The sequence below is a fragment of the Priestia sp. ST2 genome, assembly GCF_055810735.1.
The window spans coordinates 71,605-90,513 of sequence record NZ_JBVVNT010000001.1 but is presented as its reverse complement, the minus strand read 5'-3'; the positions used below and the strand labels follow the sequence as shown (position 1 = coordinate 90,513).

Here is an 18,909-nt window from a genome sequence, read left to right as displayed (position 1 = left end):
TTGAACAACATAAAAAACGCCCCTTCTTAAAAAAGAAGGGACGAAAATATCGCGGTACCACCCTATTTGGAAATAAATTATTTCCCACTTAAATGATGTAACGGTCTACCCGTCTTTTGCTACTGTAAGTTCACAAAAGATGCTCAAGGACGTATTTCATATTTGTCTATGTACTGATTTTCAGCAACCATCAGCTCTCTTAAACAGGGAGACAAGTATTACTTCTTCCTATCACTGCAGTTTATTTTATTTAAAAGTTTACACCCCACAATTATGAATGATTTCATTTTAAAATTCAAGTCCAAAAAAAAGTTCAAACAGCTGGCTGTTTGAACTTTATAAAAATCACTTATTTTCCCTACAAAGATTGAAACATTTACTCCTTAGTCTTCCATCGTTGACAAATCGCCCGTTGGCAAATCTAATTCCCACGCTTTTAAAACGCGACGCATAATTTTACCACTTCGTGTTTTAGGTAGCTTATCTTTAAACTCGATTTCACGCGGGGCTGCATGAGCAGCTAACCCTTTTTTCACAAATTGACGAATATCTTCAATCAGTTCATCTGAAGATTCATACCCATCTCTAAGTGCGATAAATGCTTTAATAATTTCCCCACGCACAGGGTCAGGCTTACCAATAACACCCGCTTCTGCTACAGCAGGGTGTTCAACAAGCTTACTTTCTACTTCAAATGGACCCACGCGTTCTCCTGCCGTCATAATAACATCATCGATTCGGCCTTGGAACCAAAAATAACCGTCTTCATCCATATACGCCGAATCACCTGATACGTACCAATCACCTGGCATAAAATATGACTCATACTTTTCTTTGTTGTTCCAAATCGTATGCATCATAGATGGCCAGCCTTTTTTAATTGCTAAGTTACCCATTCGATAAGGTGGAAGCTCTTGTCCTTGATCGTCAACGATTGCTGCTTGTACACCTGGAATTGGTTTCCCCATAGATCCTGGCTTAATTTTCATAGACGGATAATTACAAATCGTCTGACCGCCAGTTTCAGTCATCCACCATGTATCATGAATACGTTTTTGGAACACCTTCATTCCCCAGCGTACCACTTCAGGATTTAACGGTTCTCCCACACTTAATACATGTCTGAGATTGCTTAAATCATAGCGTTTAACTAAGTCATCACCAGCACCCATTAGCATACGAAAAGCTGTAGGTGCACTGTACCAAACCGTTACGCCAAAATCTTCAAGTGCTTGATACCATGCATCTGGACTAAATCGTCCTCCCACGATCACATTGGTTGCTCCAGCAAGCCAAGGACCAAAAATCCCATAGGAAGTCCCCGTTACCCAACCGGGATCTGCTGTACACCAATACACATCGTCATCTTTTAAGTCGAGTACCCACTTTGCAGTTTGATAGTGCTGAAGCATTGCGTTGTGAACATGAAGCACCCCTTTTGGTTTGCCAGTTGAACCTGATGTATAATGAAGCAGCATACCATCTGTTCTATCTACCCACTCAATTTCCACCTCTTTATTCGCCGCTTCTAATCGCTTCAGAAAATCTAGTTGAATGCCTTCTTCTTCTACATTTTCCCCTACCAGGAGAATGTGTTTTAAAGCTGGCAAATCTTTCACCGGAACGCGGCTCAGCAGTTCAGGCGTCGTAATTAACACTTTTGCATCACTGTCTTGCAAACGATCTTTTACTGCACCTTCCATGAACGCTTCAAATAAAGGCCCAACAATAGCACCAAGCTTCACCGCTCCTAACAATGCAAAATAAAGTTCCGGAGAGCGAGGCATAAAGATAAACACGCGATCTCCTTTTTCTACGTCTGCTTGTTTTAGCACGTTTGCGGCTTTGTTTGACCATTCTTTCATTTCTTTGAATGTATATTTTTCATTGCGCTGCGCGTCTCGATAATAAAGCGCAACTTTATTTTTACGCGTAGAGTTTGCGTGCTTATCAATTGCTTCATAAGCTGCATTTAGTTTACCTGTTTCATGCCATGAAAATTCCTTCTCCACTTGTGACCAGTCAAAGGTTTGATACGTTTTATCATAGTCCTGTAAGTTGTATACCCCTTCAATTACAGGAAGCGCTTCCACCTTCATCACAAACTCCCCCTTATGTATAAAATTTACAAACCTATTATATAACAAAAATAGACTTTTCACAATTTTATAAAAATTATTTGTCGGAATTGGGATAATAGTCTCCCTTGTTATATGACAACCTCTGTTATAGAAGTGTCGAATGAACAAGAATTTCTTTTAATTTTTTATTCTATGTATTCTAAAAAACTCCTTTTCTTTTATTTAATTTTTTGAAAACGCTTTAATATAAAGTTTTTTTTGTATTATAATACAGATAAGACTGCTTGAAGGTGGTGATTCATGTGAAACATTCCCAAACATACAATATGAAAGAACTAAAAACCGCTGTTGGAGCAATTGTTATTGAAGGACCTGTTTCCTCCCAGACCTTGCAACAACTTGATTTTCATGAGCAACTAACAGCCTTTCGTCCACCTGAACAGCAAAAAGAAGCATTGATCGAGATTGCCAACTTGCCTGAAGGTAGAATCATTGTTGCTCGCCATCATCATACAATCATTGGTTATGTAACCTTTTTATATCCCGATCCTCTAGAACGATGGTCGGAAGGAAATATGGAGAATTTAATCGAATTAGGAGCTATAGAGGTAGCCGCTCCATTTCGCAGCTACGCTGTTGGTAAAAACTTGCTTATCGTATCTATGATGGATGATGCAATGGAAGATTATATTGTCATTACGACAGAATACTACTGGCATTGGGATTTAAAAGGAACAGGGCTAAATGTGTGGGATTACCGCAAAATTATGGAGAAAATGATGAATAAAGGCGGACTGACGTGGTTTGCCACAGATGATCCGGAGATTAGCTCCCACCCTGCTAATTGTTTGATGGTAAGAATCGGGAGCAGAGTACCTCAAGAAAGCCTACAAGAATTTGATAGCCTGCGCTTTCGAAATCGCTTTATGTATTAAGCCGACCTTTAAGAAAAGGAGCTGTGTCTGATGATTGTTGAAGAGATGATGAAAACTGATCTCGTTACCTTAACCCCCGACCATACGATTGCTGAAGCTATGAAACTTTTAGATACACATAAGATTAGACATATTCCTATCATTAATGACCTTCATCACGTAGTTGGCATCATTTCTGATCGTGACGTAAGAGATGCAAGTCCATCTATTTTAGATAATACTTATACATCTGCTCTTCTATCCGAACCCGTGCGGATGATTATGCAAACAGAAGTCATTACAGCTCACCCTCTTGATTTTGTTGAAGAAATTGCAAGTATTTTTTATGAACATCAAATCGGTTGTATTCCCGTCACAAAAAACAAGCGGTTAGTAGGCGTTGTTACCGAAAGAGATCTATTACATACGTTTATTCAGCTTACCGGCACCAATAAGCCAGGTTCACAAATTGAAATAAAAGTAGAAAATAAGGCTGGCGTGCTCGCTGAAGTTACATCCCTCTTTGGTTCAACGAGAACAAACATCTTAAGCGTACTTGTCTACCCTGACGTAGATGAACGATATAAAATACTTGTGCTTCGCATTCAAGCTATTAATCCATTGATTAGTATAAATACATTAAAAGAAAACGGCTATGAGGTGTTGTGGCCTAAATTACCGGAGATGACGTAATGACTAGTAACGCTGTATTTATTTATTCAGATGATATTCTTTCGTACAAATTCAGCAATAATCATCCGTTTAACCAGCTTCGTGTTCAACTAACATATGAACTGTTACGGGAATTTGGCGCTTTAGGCAATCAAGATATTGTATTACCGCGGATGGCATCTGATGAAGAACTTCAGCTTGTCCATGATACTAGCTATATTCAAGCGGTAAAATTAGCAGGAAGCGGCGAGCTTTCTGTTGAAAAAGCAGCAGATTTTGGTCTTGGAACAGAAGATACACCTATGTTTCCCAACATGCATGAAGCCAGTGCATTTTTAGTTGGGGGTACACTTACTGCTGTAGATTATGTGATGACTGGAAAAGCTAAGCATGCTCTAAATTTAGGAGGAGGATTGCACCACGGCTTTCGAGGAAAAGCTTCCGGCTTCTGTATTTATAACGATAGCGCGGTAGCAATCAAATATATGCAGCAAAAGTACAACGCGCGTGTTCTCTATGTCGATACAGATGCTCACCACGGTGACGGCGTGCAATGGACATTTTATGACGATCCTTCCGTTTGTACTCTTTCCATTCATGAAACGGGACGCTACTTGTTTCCAGGCACGGGAAACGTTAACGAACGCGGGCACAGTGAAGGCTATGGTTATTCATTTAATGTGCCTGTTGATGCTTATACGGAAGATGAGTCTTGGCTCGATGTTTATAAGACCTCTTTAAAAGAAGTAGCTGCTTTTTTTAAACCAGATGTTATCTTGACACAAAATGGAGCCGATTCTCATTATTACGATCCGCTCACTCATTTATGCGGCACCACGAAAATATACCGTGAGATTCCTAAAATTGCTCGTGAAATTGCTCATGAATACTGTCAGGGAAGATGGATTGCGGTTGGCGGAGGAGGTTATGATATTTGGCGGGTTGTTCCTCGGGCTTGGTCATTCATTTGGCTTGAAATGATTGAACGAAAGGCAGAAGGCATGCTTCCTCTGTCATGGCTTGAAAAATGGACAAAAGTATCGCCTCACCCCGTTTGCACGCAGTGGGATGATGAACCTAATATCTATCAGCCAATTCCAAGAAAACCAGAAATAACAGAAAAAAACGCTCAAACTCTTGAGCGCGCTCTTTATCCTATTCGTTCTCATACATCTCATTCTTAAAAAAAGGCTATACAAGCGTATGGCCTTTTTCACTGTGCTTCGGGATCTGAAATAATAATTTCGACGCGTCTATTTTTTTGTAGATTGTCATTAGACGTGTTCGGAACAAGCGGCTTTGTATCTCCGTATCCAAGTGCTTCAAAGCGGTTAGCAGAAAGAGAAAAATGGTTCGTTAAATAACGTATGACGCCGCTAGCACGCGCTGCCGATAGTTCCCAATTAGATGGATAACGATAGGTGTGAATGGGTCGATTGTCGGTATGACCTTCTACTTTAATATCATTTGGAATCGTACTGAATAACCTTCCTAATTCATCCAGAAAAGGGGTGCCTTTTTTCAAAATGTCCGCTTGTCCTGTTTCAAACAGCACCTGTTCTTGTAAAATAAGCACAACTCCGCGTTCATCTCGCTTAGCAGTAATGACATTCTGAAGCTTATTTCCCTTCAGGTAATCCTGCACTTTCGCTAAAATGTTATCCAGCTTTTGAGACTGCTGGCTCTTTTCTACAGAAGCTAATGAGCCACCGCTTGTAAGCGAATTGACAACGGTCTGAAACTTTTGATTATCCACGCTAGACATTGAAAATAGTAAAATAAAAAAAACTAATATTAACGTCACCAAATCAGCAAATGTTACCATCCATTTTGGCGACTGTGCCGAATACCTTTTTCTTCTACGCTTCACGAACGTGTTCTCTCTTTTCTTCCAGCTTTCGTTTTTCAACAGGGGCAAATACTTTTAGCTTTGCTTGCACAAAGCGAGAATTTTGACCCGCCTGCAAGCCGATGACACCTTCAATAATCACTTCTTTAACAAAAAGCTCATGCTCTGTTTTACCAGCTAATTTAGCTGCGATTGGCTGAAAAAACAAGTTTGAAAGCAGAGCCCCGTAGAAAGTCGTTAAAAGAGCAATTGCCATGTTAGGCCCAAGCGATGAAGGGGTATTAAGGCTTTTAAGCATTAGCACTAGCCCAACGAGCGTCCCAATCATTCCCCAAGCGGGGGCATAATCGCCTGCTTTTTCAAACATACTTCGACCTCTCGCATGTCTTTCTTCCACTGCAGCTATTTCAGCTTCAAGCAACTCTCGAATCATTTCCGGTTCTACTCCATCAATGGCTAGCAAAATACCTTTTTTCACAAATGAATCATCGATTTGTTCAAGCTCTGCTTCTAACGATAGAAGTCCTTCTCGACGCGCTTTCTCCGATAAATGTACAAATGTTCCTACAATTTCTTCTACGTTTATTTCTTTAGATTGAAACGCTTGTTTCCCTACTCTTCCCATATTTTTTAATTGTTTTAAAGGAAAGCTCACGCACAGCGTACCAAAAACGCCTCCCAGTACAATTAAAATCGATGGTACATCAATAAAAGCTAAAAAACCGCTCATTCCCCCACTTGAAATAACCCCAAACACAACCATAGAGATACCAATTAGTATCCCTATAGGTGTGAGCATATCAATTTTTTTCATATTCTATCTCCCCGTGTCTGAACTTTGGATTCGTTCTTATTCATTCACAGGTATTATTTTGTTGACTGTCTGAACTCGATGCGGTGAGGAAGCTGTACAATGCTGCTGTCTACCGTTTCTTTGTTCATGTATTTTGTTAAGAGACGCATCGCTACTGCACCAATATCATACATTGGCTGTACAACAGATGTTAACTGAGGACGAACCATTGTTGAAAGTCTTGTGTTATCAAAACCGATAACTTCTAGATCGTTTGGTACATTCAACCCGCGATCTTGTGCCCCGTGAATAACGCCTAATGCCATTTCATCCGTTCCAACGAAAATAGCAGTTGGCTTTTCAGCTTCTTCTAATAGTTTTTCAACCGCTTCAATACCTGAATCGTACGTGTAGTCTCCTTCTACAATATAAGAATCACGTACAGGCAATCCGCTTTCAGTAAGAGCACGCTTGTACCCTTTTACTTTTTTCGCATGATTGATTGGTTCTTCTAACGTACCTGAAACGAATGCAATATTTTTATGACCGCTGTCAATTAGTGATTGCACTGCATCAAAAGCTGCTTGTTCATAATCAATAGTTACAGATGGGATTTGGTTAGTTGATTCGATTGATGCTGCAAGTACAACTGGAACCGGTGATTTTTTTAGCTCCTCTACGTGTTCTTCCGTTACATTCCCACTCATGAAGATGATTCCGTCTACTTGTTTACCAAGCATGTTATTTAAAAGGTGAAGTTCTTTATCTTGATTTTGATCGGAGTTACTTAAGATGATATTATATTTGTACATTGTTGCAATATCTTCGATTCCACGCGCTAATTCTGCATAGAAAATATTTGAAATATCAGGAATGATAACTCCTACTGTCGTTGTTTTTTTACTTGCTAATCCACGCGCTACTGCGTTCGGACGATAGCCTAGTCTTTCAATTGTTTCTAATACTTTTTTTCTAGTTGATGGTTTTACATTTGGATTTCCGTTTACCACACGAGAAACCGTTGCCATCGACACGCTTGCTTCCCTTGCTACATCATAAATTGTTACGTTCACAACAAACACTCCTTATCGAAAAACATTTCGTTTATTTTATCCTTATTTCATTTCTTGTATTTACGTATATAAATCCATCTTCCTTTATAGAATGGCTATTTCTAGCTCCTTCACTCTTACATACAGCTTAGATACCCTGTATGCATCTAAATCATTCCTGTTATGCCCTTATTATTACGTGGCAAAGACAATTTTACCAGTTTATATGTAACAATGTAAAAGACGGTGTATATTAAGTAAATAAAAAAAGTGAATCGCGAATTTATATCATATGCAATCACAGAATGATAGCGAATATCTGTAACTACTATACGATACTATGTGCTTCATCGCAACGTATTTACCGCCTTTTTCCGACAAGTTTCACGAGAATTTCATAAATTCTTGTTTTTTGGATTTGCACTTATTCTTTCCTATTTTGACAAAAGTTATCGACTGTTTTCAAAATACGTGATAATTTCGCTTATCTTTATTATAACGAAAGGCAAACAAGCTTGAAACCATTAAGTGCCTCAAACTTGTCATAAAAGTATACGAATTTTTCATTTTTACGTTTTTTTATAAATTTAAGTTACATATAGGTTTTAGCTGCTTCATAAATTCTGTAAATTGCGGGATATCCATTTGCTGAGCTGAATCAGAAAGTGCTACGGCAGGATCTGGATGAACTTCTGCCATAATTCCATCTGCACCGATGGCAAGAGCTGCTTTAGCCGTTGGAACAAGTAAATCTCGTCTTCCCGTTGAATGGGTGACGTCGACTAAAACAGGTAAATGAGTTTCTTGTTTTAAAATGGGAACAGCTGAAATATCCAGCGTATTTCGCGTTGCTCGCTCATACGTACGAATTCCTCGTTCACACAAAATCAGCTGGTCATTTCCTTTTGAAACAATGTATTCAGCAGCATTAATAAACTCATCAATCGTAGCGGCTAAGCCTCGCTTTAATAAGACAGGCTTCTTCACCGCACCCGCTTCTTTTAACAGCTCAAAATTTTGCATATTACGAGCGCCAATTTGAATCACATCTACGTATTCTACAGCTGTTTCAATATCAGCGGGATCGACAATTTCACTAATAACGGCTAAATCGTATTCGTCAGCTACTCTTTTTAAAATTTGCAATCCTTCTAAGCCAAGGCCTTGAAAATCATAAGGAGATGTTCTTGGCTTGTAGGCTCCGCCTCTAAGCATCCGCACGCCCTGCTGCTTCACGGCTTTTGCTACGGCTGCTACTTGCTCATAGCTTTCAACGGAACAAGGTCCTGCTACAAAACGCTGAAGTCCGTCACCAATTGTTTCTCCTTTTACCGTAACAATTGTATTTTCCGGCTTCTTTTTACGGGATACAAGAAGTGCTTTACGATGATCGTCTTCTTGAAGCTCTAAATGAGCTTTGAAAATCTCTTTGAAAATATGTTGAAGCGTAGACGTTTGAAACGGTCCTTCATTCTTACTTAAAATCGCATCAAGCATTGCTCGTTCACGAACGGGATCAAATCGTTTGGTTGACTGCATGCCTTTTAACTTTCCTATTTCTTGAACAAGCTCGCCTCGCTCATTAATAAGCTTTAACAGTTTCATATTTACTTCGTCAATTTGAGATCGCAAATGCTGAAGATTTGAATTCGTCATGTACGTCCACCCTTTCACTGATTTTAAAAAATCCGTTTAGCAGGGTTACTACATAAGATGATAGATGATGGAGGATATATGTAAGGGGCTTCTCTGCTTTTATGTGCTAAACTACATCTATTGTACGAAAAAGCGGATGAAACCGCAATCAGCTTATAAAAAAAAGAGGTTGAGGCATAGCTAAATCGCTCCAACCTAAAGGCGAAAAATTGGGATAAACAATCTATTATGGATTGCTTGTCATACAGTAAACCTACGTTCACCCTTCCAATGAAAAAATCCGAACGATTAATGTTCGGATTTTTCTTTTACTAAAATACTTTTTCGATTAGTGAGCTACGTTTTTCGCTAATTCGTCTTTGTTAATGTTCCAGTGAGAAGCATGCCACTTCACTTTTCCATCTTCAAACAGAAGCGCTTGAGGTGATTCATGCTTCACTTCATACGTCTCAGCGATATAGTTAGATACATCACGTGAATCTTGAACATGAAGATAATAAGAAGGAATGTCTTCATGACCAGAAGCAAATGCTGAAAATGCCTCATGACCAGCTGCACTAATTGGACACGTTGTACTGTGTTTTAAAAATAAAAAGCGATTGTTTTCCTTTACAACTTGTTCGAACTCTTCAACTGTTGAAATTTTTTTCATTTTTTTCACCCTTTCTGTACTTACTCTTAAGTTTACATGGTTTGAGCGTTTCCATACAAAAAGAGTGCTCAGCTTTATGTATGATGCTCATAAATTCATTTATAAGGTGGAGTTTTTTTCTGCAATGAAACAATTATTTATATTTACTTGTTGTTATACAACCTAAATTACATACAAAAAAAGCGTTCACCCTATAGGGTAAACGCTTTTGATTCTTTATTATGGTCGTGGCACTGTGCTTTCCACTTCATCTAGTGCTTTTTGAGCTTCTGTTAGCTTTTGCTGAACGTCTTCGTTGCTTTGAGACTCAACTTCATCAGCAAGCACTTCTAAGCTTGTTGGCGGTAATGCTTCGTGTTCAGGATCTACTTTACGGAAGTTTTTCACCTTGTCCACTACTTGTGAAGATTGCTCAGACAGTGTTTGTGATAAACCAGCCGTTTTTTCTTTAGCCGTTTGAGCAAACCCTTGTCCTTTTTCAACAGCGCTGTTTTTCGCTTGCTCTGTTTTTAAACGAACGTAAGCTGCCTGCTCATTTAAATCAGAACGGAACTCTTTACCTGATTTTGGAGCAAGTAGTAATGCCGTTGCAGCTCCTACAACTCCTCCAATCACTGTTCCTACTAAAAAGCCTTTATTTGAAGTGTTGTTTGGTTTATTTGGTTTGTTTGACATATGCGTCTCCTCCTTTAAAGTTCATCCTTATGAAAATGAGCGTGAGCGTTGAACCGCTTTTTCTTTTACTTCAACAGGTACAGGCTCTGCTTCAACTTTTTTCTGTTTTCTTAATTTTATACGTTCCCATACGTCTAATGCAACATTGCTCCATTGAACAACTTGAGCAACAGTTTCTTTATTTTCTTCTACTTTCTCTGAAACGCTTGATGATACGCTTTTAATAGACTTATTTAGGTCTTGGATTGAGTCACCTACGCCTTTAACAGAATCCACCACTGTGTTCAGCGCTTCGGATTTACGCTGAATATCTTCAGCTAACAGATTAGTCTTATGTAAAAGTGCAGTTGTTTCAGCTGTGATTCCTGTCATTTGCTTTTCTACACCGTCTAAAGTACCTGCCACTGAATTTAATGTGTGCTGAACGGATTTCAATGTTTTGGACACGGAAACCACCAGGTAAAAAATCGCAATGGCAACAATAGCAGCGCTTAAATAAAGAATAATAACCATCTGTGCAAGGCACCTCCTATTTTCTTCTCTCTTGTTATAACTACTTTCCCAATTTTATAAACAATTAAACCTTCTATTCCCTATAGACTCTTTAACTTTACCATATTCTCTCTGCTTTTATTCAGAAAAAGGGAAGATTGTACATTATTTCGCGATATATGAGTTATTTCCCTTCCTAAAGAAAAAAAGGATTTTAAAGCATAAAAACAAACAAAATAAGCTCAGTGGGGTACAATAGAAAGTGAATCACCAATCATTGCTATTTTAAGGAGGCACTATTTATGAAAGACCCTAGAATTGCGACATTAGCTAAAAATTTAATTAATTATTCTGTTCGCCTTCAAAAAGGAGAAAAAGTATTAATCGAAAACTTTGGACTTCAGCGCGAACTTGTGACAGCACTTGTAGATGAAGCGTACAAGGCGGGTGGTTATCCATTTGTACTGCTAAAAGATCATTCGGTAGACCGCGCTCTTTTAAACGGTGCACAAGAAGAGCAGTTCAATATGATGGCAGACTTCGAAGCAAATGTGATGAAGGAAATGAATGCTTATATTGGCTTGCGTTCTGGCTCAAACATTTTTGAACAATCAGATGTTCCGGCAGATAAAATGAAAATCCAAGGGAATACGATCGGTAAAAAAGTACATAGAGAAATTCGCGTTCCAAAAACAAAATGGGTTGTTCTTCGCTATCCAAACGATTCAATGGCGCAGCTTGCTAAAATGAGTACAGAAGCATTTGAAGATTTTTATTTTGATGTATGTAACTTAGACTATGGCAAAATGAGCAAAGCGATGGATGCTTTGGTTGAGCTTATGAACCGTACGGACAAAGTGCGTTTAACAGGTGAGAATACAGACTTAACGTTCTCTATTAAAGATATTCCTGCAGTGAAGTGTGCCGGGGAAATGAATATTCCGGACGGTGAAGTATACACGGCTCCTGTACGTGATTCTGTAAACGGAACAATTTCTTACAACACTCCTTCTAACTATCAAGGCTTTACGTTTGAGAATGTATCCTTAACATTTAAAAACGGTAAGATTGTTGAAGCAACCGCTAATGATACAGAACGCATCAACGGCATTTTTGATACGGATGAAGGCGCACGTTTTGTTGGCGAATTTGCGATTGGCGTAAATCCATATATTCAACATCCAATGCAAGACATCTTATTTGATGAAAAAATTGACGGAAGTTTCCACTTCACTCCTGGCGAGTGCTACGAAGATGCGTATAATGGAAACAAGTCAAATATTCACTGGGATATGGTGATGATTCAGCGCCCAGAATACGGCGGCGGTGAGATTTATTTCGATGACGTGTTAATTCGTAAAGACGGGTTATTTGTCATTGAGGAATTAAAAGCGTTAAATCCTGAAAATTTAAAATGAGTTTTGAAAGAAAAAAGGCACTCTCCTGAGTGCCTTTTTTTTATGATACGGTTTGCTGATATAGTTTTTCAAACTTTTGAATGTCTCCAGCACCCATAAATACTAATACAGCTTCATTATGGTCTTTTAACGATTCAATTGTTTCTTCATTAATTAATTCAGCTCCGCTGATTTTGCTTCGTAAATCTTCAATTGATAATTTACCTTGATGCTCACGAGCTGATCCAAAAATATCACATAGATATACTTTATCAGCGTGCTGTAAGCTTGCTGCAAAGTCCTCTAAGAACGTTTGTGTACGCGTAAAAGTATGCGGTTGGAAAACAGCCACAACTTCACGGTTTGGATACTTTTGACGAGCAGCTGAAATCGTTGCATTAATTTCCGTTGGATGGTGTGCATAATCATCGATTAGCACTTGTTTGCCAACGTTCTTTTCACTGAAACGACGTTTTACACCTTGATATGTTTTAAAACGCTCTTGCAGCACAGCAACGTCAATTTCTTCATAATGACAAAGTGCAATAACAGAAAGTGCATTTAAGATGTTATGGTCGCCATACCCTGGAATTTCAAATGATGCGTGGAATGTATTACGAACGAACACATCAAATGTTGTGCCTGTTGTGCTTTTTACGATATTACGTGCTTGGAAATCATTTTCTTCGCCTAAGCCGTAATAAAGAACAGGTACCTTCGCTTGAATTTGCTGCAGATGTTCATCGTCACCACAGGCAATAATTCCTTTTTTGACTTGAAGTGCCATCTCTTGGAACGCGCTGAATACATCGTCGATATTGGCAAAATAATCAGGGTGATCAAAATCAATATTCGTCATAATTGCATAGTCTGGCGTATAAGATAAGAAGTGGCGGCGATACTCACATGCCTCAAACGCAAAATACTTGCTGTCTTTTACACCTTTACCCGTACCGTCTCCAATTAAATATGAAGTAGGTTCAGCTCCTTGAATCACATGCGCTAACATACCCGTTGTGGATGTTTTTCCGTGTGCTCCTGTTACGGCTACACTCGTATACTGTTTCATAAAGTCACCTAAGAAACGGTGATAGCGTACAAGCTTGACTCCTTCTTTTGAAGCTGCTTCTGCAATTTCTTCATGCGTATCAGGAAAAGCATTTCCTGCGATTACAGTCATGCCGTCTTTAATATTATTTTTATCAAATGGTAAAACAGGAATTCCCTGCTGTTCTAGTGCTTTTTGCGTAAAAATTTCTTTTTCAATATCCGATCCTTGAACTTGAAAGCCCATATCGTTTAGGATTTGCGCAAGCGCACTCATTCCTGTTCCTTTAATACCTACAAAATGGTAAACTGTCATATAAAGAACCTCCAACATTCGTCTATCTGTAAGACAGTATATGACGGTTATCTAGAATTGCTCTTACAAACGTATATAAATGTCGTTTGATTGCTGATTTCACGATAACATCCGTACATTATATCACTTCTTATAACATAACTCCATGACTCCATTTCTACTCTCTTCCCTTGCGAAACGGCCTTTTATTTTGGCTTCATCACATAGTATATAGCCTGCTGTTTTAAAAACGAGCGCCATGTCATTGCATTTTTTTTGTCATTATATTGCGTTACTAACTGTTCAATGCGTTGTTTATGTCCTAAAAAGAAAGAGTCAATTAACACGTCATATCCGATTGATTTTATTTTTCGAATCCAAATTACTTGTTGTTCCTCTAAATTTGCAAATCTTCCTCTTACATCTTTGATGATAACCTGCTCATTTGTCAATGGGGTATATCCTTTTAAGAAAAACGAATTAGGTACTTTAGACACAATAATTGGCTCTAGTACACTCGTCAAAAAAAAGGCTCCTTGAATCAAAAACGACTCTGTTTTCTGCTTTGCCTGATCAGCTAAAAAAAGCTGCAGCAGGGTTTTCCCCTGAATGGTTACATATTCAAATGCAAACCACTGAAAAAATAATTGTTCATGGGAATCAGACAGAGGCGCCTCATGAGGCAAGTTTACTAACTCTTTAAATAAATGTGAAGCCCGCACTTTTTCTCGTATATTCGTATAGCGGTTCACAAAAAAGAAATATTGATTGTAAAAGTCGCAAATAGCATTATCAGACTGAAGCTGCTTTTGTTCACGAATTTCATTAAAGTTAATCAGTTCATGATTTTCTTCTCTCATTACTCTTCACTCGTACTCTAATTATTTTAGTTTGTCCTCTTTATACGCCTTCAGCTCATATGTTTCTGCTGGTGAGAAATGATAGCAAACTATCACATGCTAAAAAAGCAACACACACATTATCCTTACATATAGTAAATCATTTTACTAGTTCTGACAAACCTTTTCCTTTTTTTCTTCATGGATTTCTTCCAAAATCTCTACTCAAATTCTGTATAAACGAACTTAAAGCAGGAAAAAAAGAGGCGACGGATACAGTGACAGAGCGTTAGCTCACACAATGCTGTATCCTGCTGATCTTGCATAGCCTCTTTTTTAACCTACATGTAGAAAAACAGCTTAAAATGTAGAAGTGGCTGTTTGACTTTCCATTTCCTGAAGCTCGTTTTCGGTAATGAGCACATCTCTCGGCTTGCTTCCTCTTGCTTCTGAAATAATGCCTTGCTGTTCCATCATATCAATGAGGCGCGCAGCGCGATTATACCCCATTCTGAAGCGTCTTTGCAGACTGGAAGTAGATGCACCGCCTTGGTCTAGCACAAACTCGCATGCTTCATAGAAAAGCTCATCTTCTTCATTTGAAGCAAAGCTCTGCTGCTTTTTCAACAAATTTTCTTGATCAAATAGGTATGTTGGCTTCATTTGCTTTTTGACATGATCTACAACGCGGTCAATTTCTTCATCTGAAACAAAGTTCCCTTGAATTCGAACGCTTTTAGAAGAGCCGTTTTCAAGAAGCAGCATATCACCTTTACCTAGTAGCTTCTCTGCTCCCCCTGTGTCGATAATTGTACGTGAATCAACTTGCGAAGAAACAGAAAATGCAATACGCGTTGGCACATTCGCTTTAATTAAGCCTGTAATCACATCTACGGAAGGACGCTGAGTTGCAAGCAATAAGTGAATGCCACATGCTCTTGCCTTTTGTGCAATACGGCAAATAGCTTCCTCTACTTCCCCAGGAGATACCATCATTAAGTCGGCTAGTTCATCAATAATAATAACTAGATATGGGAGCTCCCCGCTTTTTTCATTATGTTCTTTTACACGTTCGTTGTATTTTGTAATATCACGTACGCCCGCATGTGCAAACAATTCATAACGGCGCTCCATTTCCTCTACTGCCCATTTTAAAGCTGTAGTAGCTGCTTTAGCATCCGTGATAACCGGGCTGACTAAATGCGGAATACCGTTGTAAGGAGCTAGCTCAACCATTTTAGGGTCAATTAACATAAGCTTGACTTCGTGCGGCGCAGCTTTATAAAGCAAGCTGACGATAATAGTATTAATACACACGCTTTTACCAGACCCTGTCGCTCCGGCAATCAAACCATGAGGCATTTTATTCAAGTCAGTCACAACCGGCGTTCCTGAAATATCTAACCCTAAAGCCACCGTTAAAGGAGAGTTATCTTTTCTAAAAGAGGGATGCCTCAAAATTTCACGAATTAACACCGGCTTACTTTGACGATTTGGCACTTCAATTCCAATCGTATTTTTCCCTGGAATTGGCGCTTCAATTCGGATATCACGCGCGGCTAGGCTCAGTTTAATATCATCTGTTAAATTCGTAATTTTGTTCACTTTCACACCGGGTTCAGGATGTACTTCAAATCTGGTCACGGTAGGACCTTGTGTGACGTTTACTACCTTAGCTCGAACGTTAAAGTTTTTTAATGTCATATCCAAAAGCTCACGCTGCTCATCCGCCCATTGATTATCTTCTTCAATAGCAGCTGGAGGAATGTTAAGCAAGTTCATTCCAGGAAATGCATAAGGAGAAGAAGCCTTTACATTTACAGGTTCTTCAGCTTTTAACGAAGCCTGCGGAATTGCTTCTTTGGTTTTTTCACCGTGAACTTCTTCTTGCCTACTTACTTCCGTTTTTTTTTGCAGAGCTTCTGTCTCCTGCCCTTGGTATGAACCTTGAGACGGCTGACTTTTTTCTCGAGCGCTGTTATTCATCTTTGTGCGGTCTTTTTTCAGCATCATCACGTTAAAAGGCACTAATCGCTTACCGCGACCTCGTTCAGCATTTCCTGGCTGTTCTGCAGGTACAAGAGGTTCTACAGCTGACTCTTGCTGTACTTGTTCTTGTAACTCTTGACTTTCCTGCATACTGCTTTCTTCCTCTTTTATCACCAAATTTTCAAGCTCTTGGTGAACAACAGCCGATGCCGCTTCTGGTTGCCATTCATCAGCTGCGGGTTGCGATGAATTTAAACTTTCAGAATTCAGCTCATGTTCTGCTTCCATATGAACACTGTTTGCTGGCTCTTCTAGAATGACGTCACTTTCTTTCTTAGCAGCTGGAGCTTCTTCTTTCTTTCTAGGCTTTAGTGCTTCTACTTCTTCTGCTGCTTGTAAAAACACTTCGCTTCCGTCCATCAACGTTTCTACTTCTTCAGTCTCATTTCCTATCTCTTGTTGGAGAGAAACTGATGGTTCAGACGGGCGCGTTTCCTCTGAAATTGGAACTTCTTCGGGCGCTGTCATACCTTTCGCTGAATCCCAGTCAAGAGTGCTCTCTTGTCCCACTAACGGTTCGACCGCGTGTGATTCTTCAAAAGCTGGCACCTCTTCCTGTTCTTTTACGGCTACTGAAGAACTTGGCTTTTCTTCAGGAAATGATAGCTTCTCTTTTTGATTTTCCTCATATTGCTTCCACTGAGCAAAACGCTGAGAAGACAGTTGCATCATTTCTTCTGTTTCTTGAATCGGTGCTTCTTCGGCTATAGGCTTAGAAACCGGTTTTCTTAACGGCTCTACAACAGCTGTATTCATCGCTCGTCGGTAAATTTCATCTTCAAACGCCGCTTTTGATAACTGTGTACTCGGAAGCTCATATTCTACTACTTCCTCACTTCCGTTTTGTACAACATTAGAAGGCCGCTTATTAAACCCATAGACAGGTGAAGGAATTTCAGTAGGACGAAACGGACGTTTTCTTACTTGCGGAACCGCTTCTTTCTTTTCAGATACCGTTTTTAACGGCTGAGATACTGACTTAGGCTGCGTTAGCGCCGACTTGCGAACAGGCTCTTGATAAAACGGAGCCGGTGCCTTTTTTGTTACAGGCCTTGGTTCATTTTTAGGCGCTGCTGCCTTTTTTGCTTCTCCCTTATCATCAATTAAAGGAAAACGAAACGTTCCTTTTGGATATTGATAAGCTACTTTTGTATGAACATCTTGCTGTTCTTCACTGTAACTCCGCTTTTGCGTTCTGGCCGAGTGTGGAACAGAAGGTTTTGGCGCTGCTTTCATCACTGGCTTTTGATGCACTGACTGCATTTGTTTAGGCTTAGGAGCCTTCTTTTTAGGAATTGTTTTTTCTCTATTTAAAGGGTATTCTTCCGTTGTATTTCCATGTTCGTCTACAACAATTTCTTTCACTTCGTATCCTAGTAAATAATCCATTACTTTTCGTACAAAACCCATTTTTATCACTCTTTCTATCAGACTATCTTACTTCGTTTAGCCTCTTATACCGCAGTGCTGCGATATCTACAAAAAGCTATCCATGCATCCTTTATTTACCTTTGGCCTCAAAGTATTCTCTGAGATGGATATATATACTATCTTTTCATTTATCATTCTATCACGTATGCTTGAACTCTTACTATAAAATCTACTATTTTGCTTCCCTTATTTATACAGTAAAATTCCTCTTTGCAAAAATATTTTTTTGCGTCTAGTTAGCACTCATAATTAAACGCGAAAAAAGCCACTAGTATATACTAGTGGCTTTTAATTTTATCAAACCTTTTTAAGAATTGACAATTGCTTTTCAGCAACTGTAACGCTTTGAAATATACGTGTAAAAAAACATCATGCTTTTGCCCTATAAATCAGTATCGCACTCTGCTTTTATGCTTGAAAAGGTTGACCTACTTCATATTTGTCTTCAAGTACTAGAATTCCTTTTTCTTGAGGAGCGTTCGGAAGCGCCAGCTCTTTAGCAGAGCAAATCATACCTGAAGAAGGCACACCGCGCAGCTCTGCATCTTTAATGATCATGCCGCTTGGCATAACCGCTCCTACTTTTGCTACCACGACTTTTTGACCTGCGTCTACATTTGGTGCTCCACACACAATTTGAAGTGTTTCTGTGCCAACATCTACTTTACAGATGTTCAGCTTATCTGCATTTGGATGCTTTTCTTTTTCTTGAACGTATCCCACTACAAATTTAGGAGATAAATCCACTTCAAGTTTACCTTCAAAACCGCTTTCGCTAAGTACACGATTTACTTCTTCCACCATTTCTTCTGTTAATTCAAGAGAACCATTTCCCTCTACTTTTAACTTAGAAGAAGCATGAAAGATGTTATAGCCAGCTGTTGTATTTGATTTTTGATCAAAGATACGCACAACGTCGCCTTTTGTTTCAAACGTGCGATTTTCAATTGCGATATCTTCTAGCTTGACGATTAATGTATCGCCGATACCTTCTTTATTATAAAAAAGATTCATA

Annotated in this window: 16 protein-coding genes and 1 other annotated feature; of the genes, 4 read left to right on the top strand and 12 right to left on the bottom strand. The window is 39.1% G+C overall.

The features are described 5' to 3' along the window. Positions 1-33: 33 nt before the first annotated feature. Positions 34-244: a binding site (T-box leader), on the bottom strand. 139 nt (positions 245-383) lie between these two features. Next, positions 384-2,099: an acetate--CoA ligase gene (gene acsA / locus AC0KUU_RS00460; protein ID WP_043975961.1), complete on the bottom strand. Its 1,716-nt coding sequence runs from the start codon at positions 2,097-2,099 to the stop codon at positions 384-386. Between the two features lie 284 nt (positions 2,100-2,383). Between acsA and AC0KUU_RS00455 the strand changes: the two genes are divergently transcribed. Genes AC0KUU_RS00455 through AC0KUU_RS00445 form a run of 3 tightly spaced genes read left to right on the top strand, consistent with a single transcriptional unit; the run spans position 2,384 to position 4,851 of the window. Then, positions 2,384-3,016, top strand: coding sequence for a hypothetical protein (locus tag AC0KUU_RS00455; RefSeq protein WP_043975960.1), 633 nt, complete (start codon positions 2,384-2,386; stop codon positions 3,014-3,016). A 30-nt stretch (positions 3,017-3,046) separates the two neighbouring features. Further along, entirely contained in the window at positions 3,047-3,688 is a 642-nt protein-coding gene (locus tag AC0KUU_RS00450) for an acetoin utilization AcuB family protein (RefSeq protein ID WP_043975958.1), read from the top strand. Further along, entirely contained in the window at positions 3,688-4,851 is a 1,164-nt protein-coding gene (locus AC0KUU_RS00445) for an acetoin utilization protein AcuC (RefSeq protein ID WP_237074104.1), read from the top strand. The genes AC0KUU_RS00450 and AC0KUU_RS00445 overlap by 1 nt, the downstream gene beginning before the upstream one ends. Before the next feature lie 29 nt (positions 4,852-4,880). Here the strand turns inward: AC0KUU_RS00445 and motS are convergent, their stop codons facing one another. From motS to AC0KUU_RS00410, 7 genes are all read right to left on the bottom strand, one after another. Further along, complete coding sequence (gene motS / locus AC0KUU_RS00440; protein WP_080781548.1) at positions 4,881-5,537, bottom strand: flagellar motor protein MotS; 657 nt, start codon at positions 5,535-5,537, stop codon at positions 4,881-4,883. Next, complete coding sequence (gene motP, locus AC0KUU_RS00435) at positions 5,527-6,330, bottom strand: flagellar motor protein MotP (protein WP_014458004.1); 804 nt, start codon at positions 6,328-6,330, stop codon at positions 5,527-5,529. The genes motS and motP overlap by 11 nt, the downstream gene beginning before the upstream one ends. 53 nt (positions 6,331-6,383) lie before the next feature. Further along, the gene (ccpA, locus tag AC0KUU_RS00430; RefSeq protein ID WP_025750682.1) at positions 6,384-7,382 is read right to left on the bottom strand and encodes a catabolite control protein A; all 999 of its coding nucleotides are present in this window, start codon (positions 7,380-7,382) and stop codon (positions 6,384-6,386) included. Between the two features lie 558 nt (positions 7,383-7,940). Continuing rightward, positions 7,941-9,017 carry a bifunctional 3-deoxy-7-phosphoheptulonate synthase/chorismate mutase gene (locus AC0KUU_RS00425; RefSeq protein ID WP_043975954.1) on the bottom strand — a complete coding sequence of 359 codons (1,077 nt, stop codon included), beginning with the start codon at positions 9,015-9,017 and terminating at the stop codon, positions 7,941-7,943. 328 nt (positions 9,018-9,345) lie between these two features. Beyond that, the gene (gene ytxJ / locus AC0KUU_RS00420; RefSeq protein ID WP_043975951.1) at positions 9,346-9,669 is read right to left on the bottom strand and encodes a bacillithiol system redox-active protein YtxJ; all 324 of its coding nucleotides are present in this window, start codon (positions 9,667-9,669) and stop codon (positions 9,346-9,348) included. Between the two features lie 219 nt (positions 9,670-9,888). Continuing rightward, positions 9,889-10,344 carry a YtxH domain-containing protein gene (locus AC0KUU_RS00415; protein WP_013059496.1) on the bottom strand — a complete coding sequence of 152 codons (456 nt, stop codon included), beginning with the start codon at positions 10,342-10,344 and terminating at the stop codon, positions 9,889-9,891. Between the two features lie 27 nt (positions 10,345-10,371). Then, complete coding sequence (locus AC0KUU_RS00410; protein ID WP_013085231.1) at positions 10,372-10,857, bottom strand: DUF948 domain-containing protein; 486 nt, start codon at positions 10,855-10,857, stop codon at positions 10,372-10,374. 281 nt (positions 10,858-11,138) lie between these two features. On the opposite strand from AC0KUU_RS00410, the gene AC0KUU_RS00405 reads away from it, so the two are divergent. Next, positions 11,139-12,254, top strand: coding sequence for an aminopeptidase (locus tag AC0KUU_RS00405; RefSeq protein ID WP_013085232.1), 1,116 nt, complete (start codon positions 11,139-11,141; stop codon positions 12,252-12,254). Positions 12,255-12,294: 40 nt separating this feature from the next. On the opposite strand, the gene murC is transcribed toward AC0KUU_RS00405, so the two are convergent. From murC to ytpR, 4 genes are all read right to left on the bottom strand, one after another. Then, positions 12,295-13,596, bottom strand: coding sequence for a UDP-N-acetylmuramate--L-alanine ligase (murC, locus tag AC0KUU_RS00400; RefSeq protein ID WP_013059499.1), 1,302 nt, complete (start codon positions 13,594-13,596; stop codon positions 12,295-12,297). Between the two features lie 185 nt (positions 13,597-13,781). Continuing rightward, positions 13,782-14,435, bottom strand: a complete 654-nt coding sequence (locus AC0KUU_RS00395) for a hypothetical protein (RefSeq protein ID WP_043975948.1) — start codon at positions 14,433-14,435, stop codon at positions 13,782-13,784. A 339-nt stretch (positions 14,436-14,774) separates the two neighbouring features. Then, complete coding sequence (locus tag AC0KUU_RS00390) at positions 14,775-17,873, bottom strand: DNA translocase FtsK (protein WP_322552460.1); 3,099 nt, start codon at positions 17,871-17,873, stop codon at positions 14,775-14,777. A gap of 429 nt (positions 17,874-18,302) precedes the next feature. Next, positions 18,303-18,908 (bottom strand): YtpR family tRNA-binding protein, encoded by a 606-nt coding sequence (gene ytpR / locus AC0KUU_RS00385; RefSeq protein WP_013085234.1) that lies wholly within the window; start codon positions 18,906-18,908, stop codon positions 18,303-18,305. Position 18,909 lies beyond the last annotated feature (1 nt).

Excerpts from the sequence above, each read along its gene's own strand:
- acsA (WP_043975961.1), bottom strand. The coding sequence starts at position 2,099 with ATGAAGGTGGAAGCGCTTCCTGTAATTGAAGGGGTATACAACTTACAG.
- AC0KUU_RS00450 (WP_043975958.1), top strand. The coding sequence starts at position 3,047 with ATGATTGTTGAAGAGATGATGAAAACTGATCTCGTTACCTTAACCCCC.
- AC0KUU_RS00445 (WP_237074104.1), top strand. The coding sequence starts at position 3,688 with ATGACTAGTAACGCTGTATTTATTTATTCAGATGATATTCTTTCGTAC.
- motP (WP_014458004.1), bottom strand. The coding sequence starts at position 6,330 with ATGAAAAAAATTGATATGCTCACACCTATAGGGATACTAATTGGTATC.
- AC0KUU_RS00425 (WP_043975954.1), bottom strand. The coding sequence starts at position 9,017 with ATGACGAATTCAAATCTTCAGCATTTGCGATCTCAAATTGACGAAGTA.
- ytxJ (WP_043975951.1), bottom strand. The coding sequence starts at position 9,669 with ATGAAAAAAATTTCAACAGTTGAAGAGTTCGAACAAGTTGTAAAGGAA.
- AC0KUU_RS00415 (WP_013059496.1), bottom strand. The coding sequence starts at position 10,344 with ATGTCAAACAAACCAAATAAACCAAACAACACTTCAAATAAAGGCTTT.
- AC0KUU_RS00410 (WP_013085231.1), bottom strand. The coding sequence starts at position 10,857 with ATGGTTATTATTCTTTATTTAAGCGCTGCTATTGTTGCCATTGCGATT.
- AC0KUU_RS00405 (WP_013085232.1), top strand. The coding sequence starts at position 11,139 with ATGAAAGACCCTAGAATTGCGACATTAGCTAAAAATTTAATTAATTAT.
- murC (WP_013059499.1), bottom strand. The coding sequence starts at position 13,596 with ATGACAGTTTACCATTTTGTAGGTATTAAAGGAACAGGAATGAGTGCG.
- AC0KUU_RS00395 (WP_043975948.1), bottom strand. The coding sequence starts at position 14,435 with ATGAGAGAAGAAAATCATGAACTGATTAACTTTAATGAAATTCGTGAA.
- AC0KUU_RS00390 (WP_322552460.1), bottom strand. The coding sequence starts at position 17,873 with ATGGGTTTTGTACGAAAAGTAATGGATTATTTACTAGGATACGAAGTG.
- ytpR (WP_013085234.1), bottom strand. The coding sequence starts at position 18,908 with ATGAATCTTTTTTATAATAAAGAAGGTATCGGCGATACATTAATCGTC.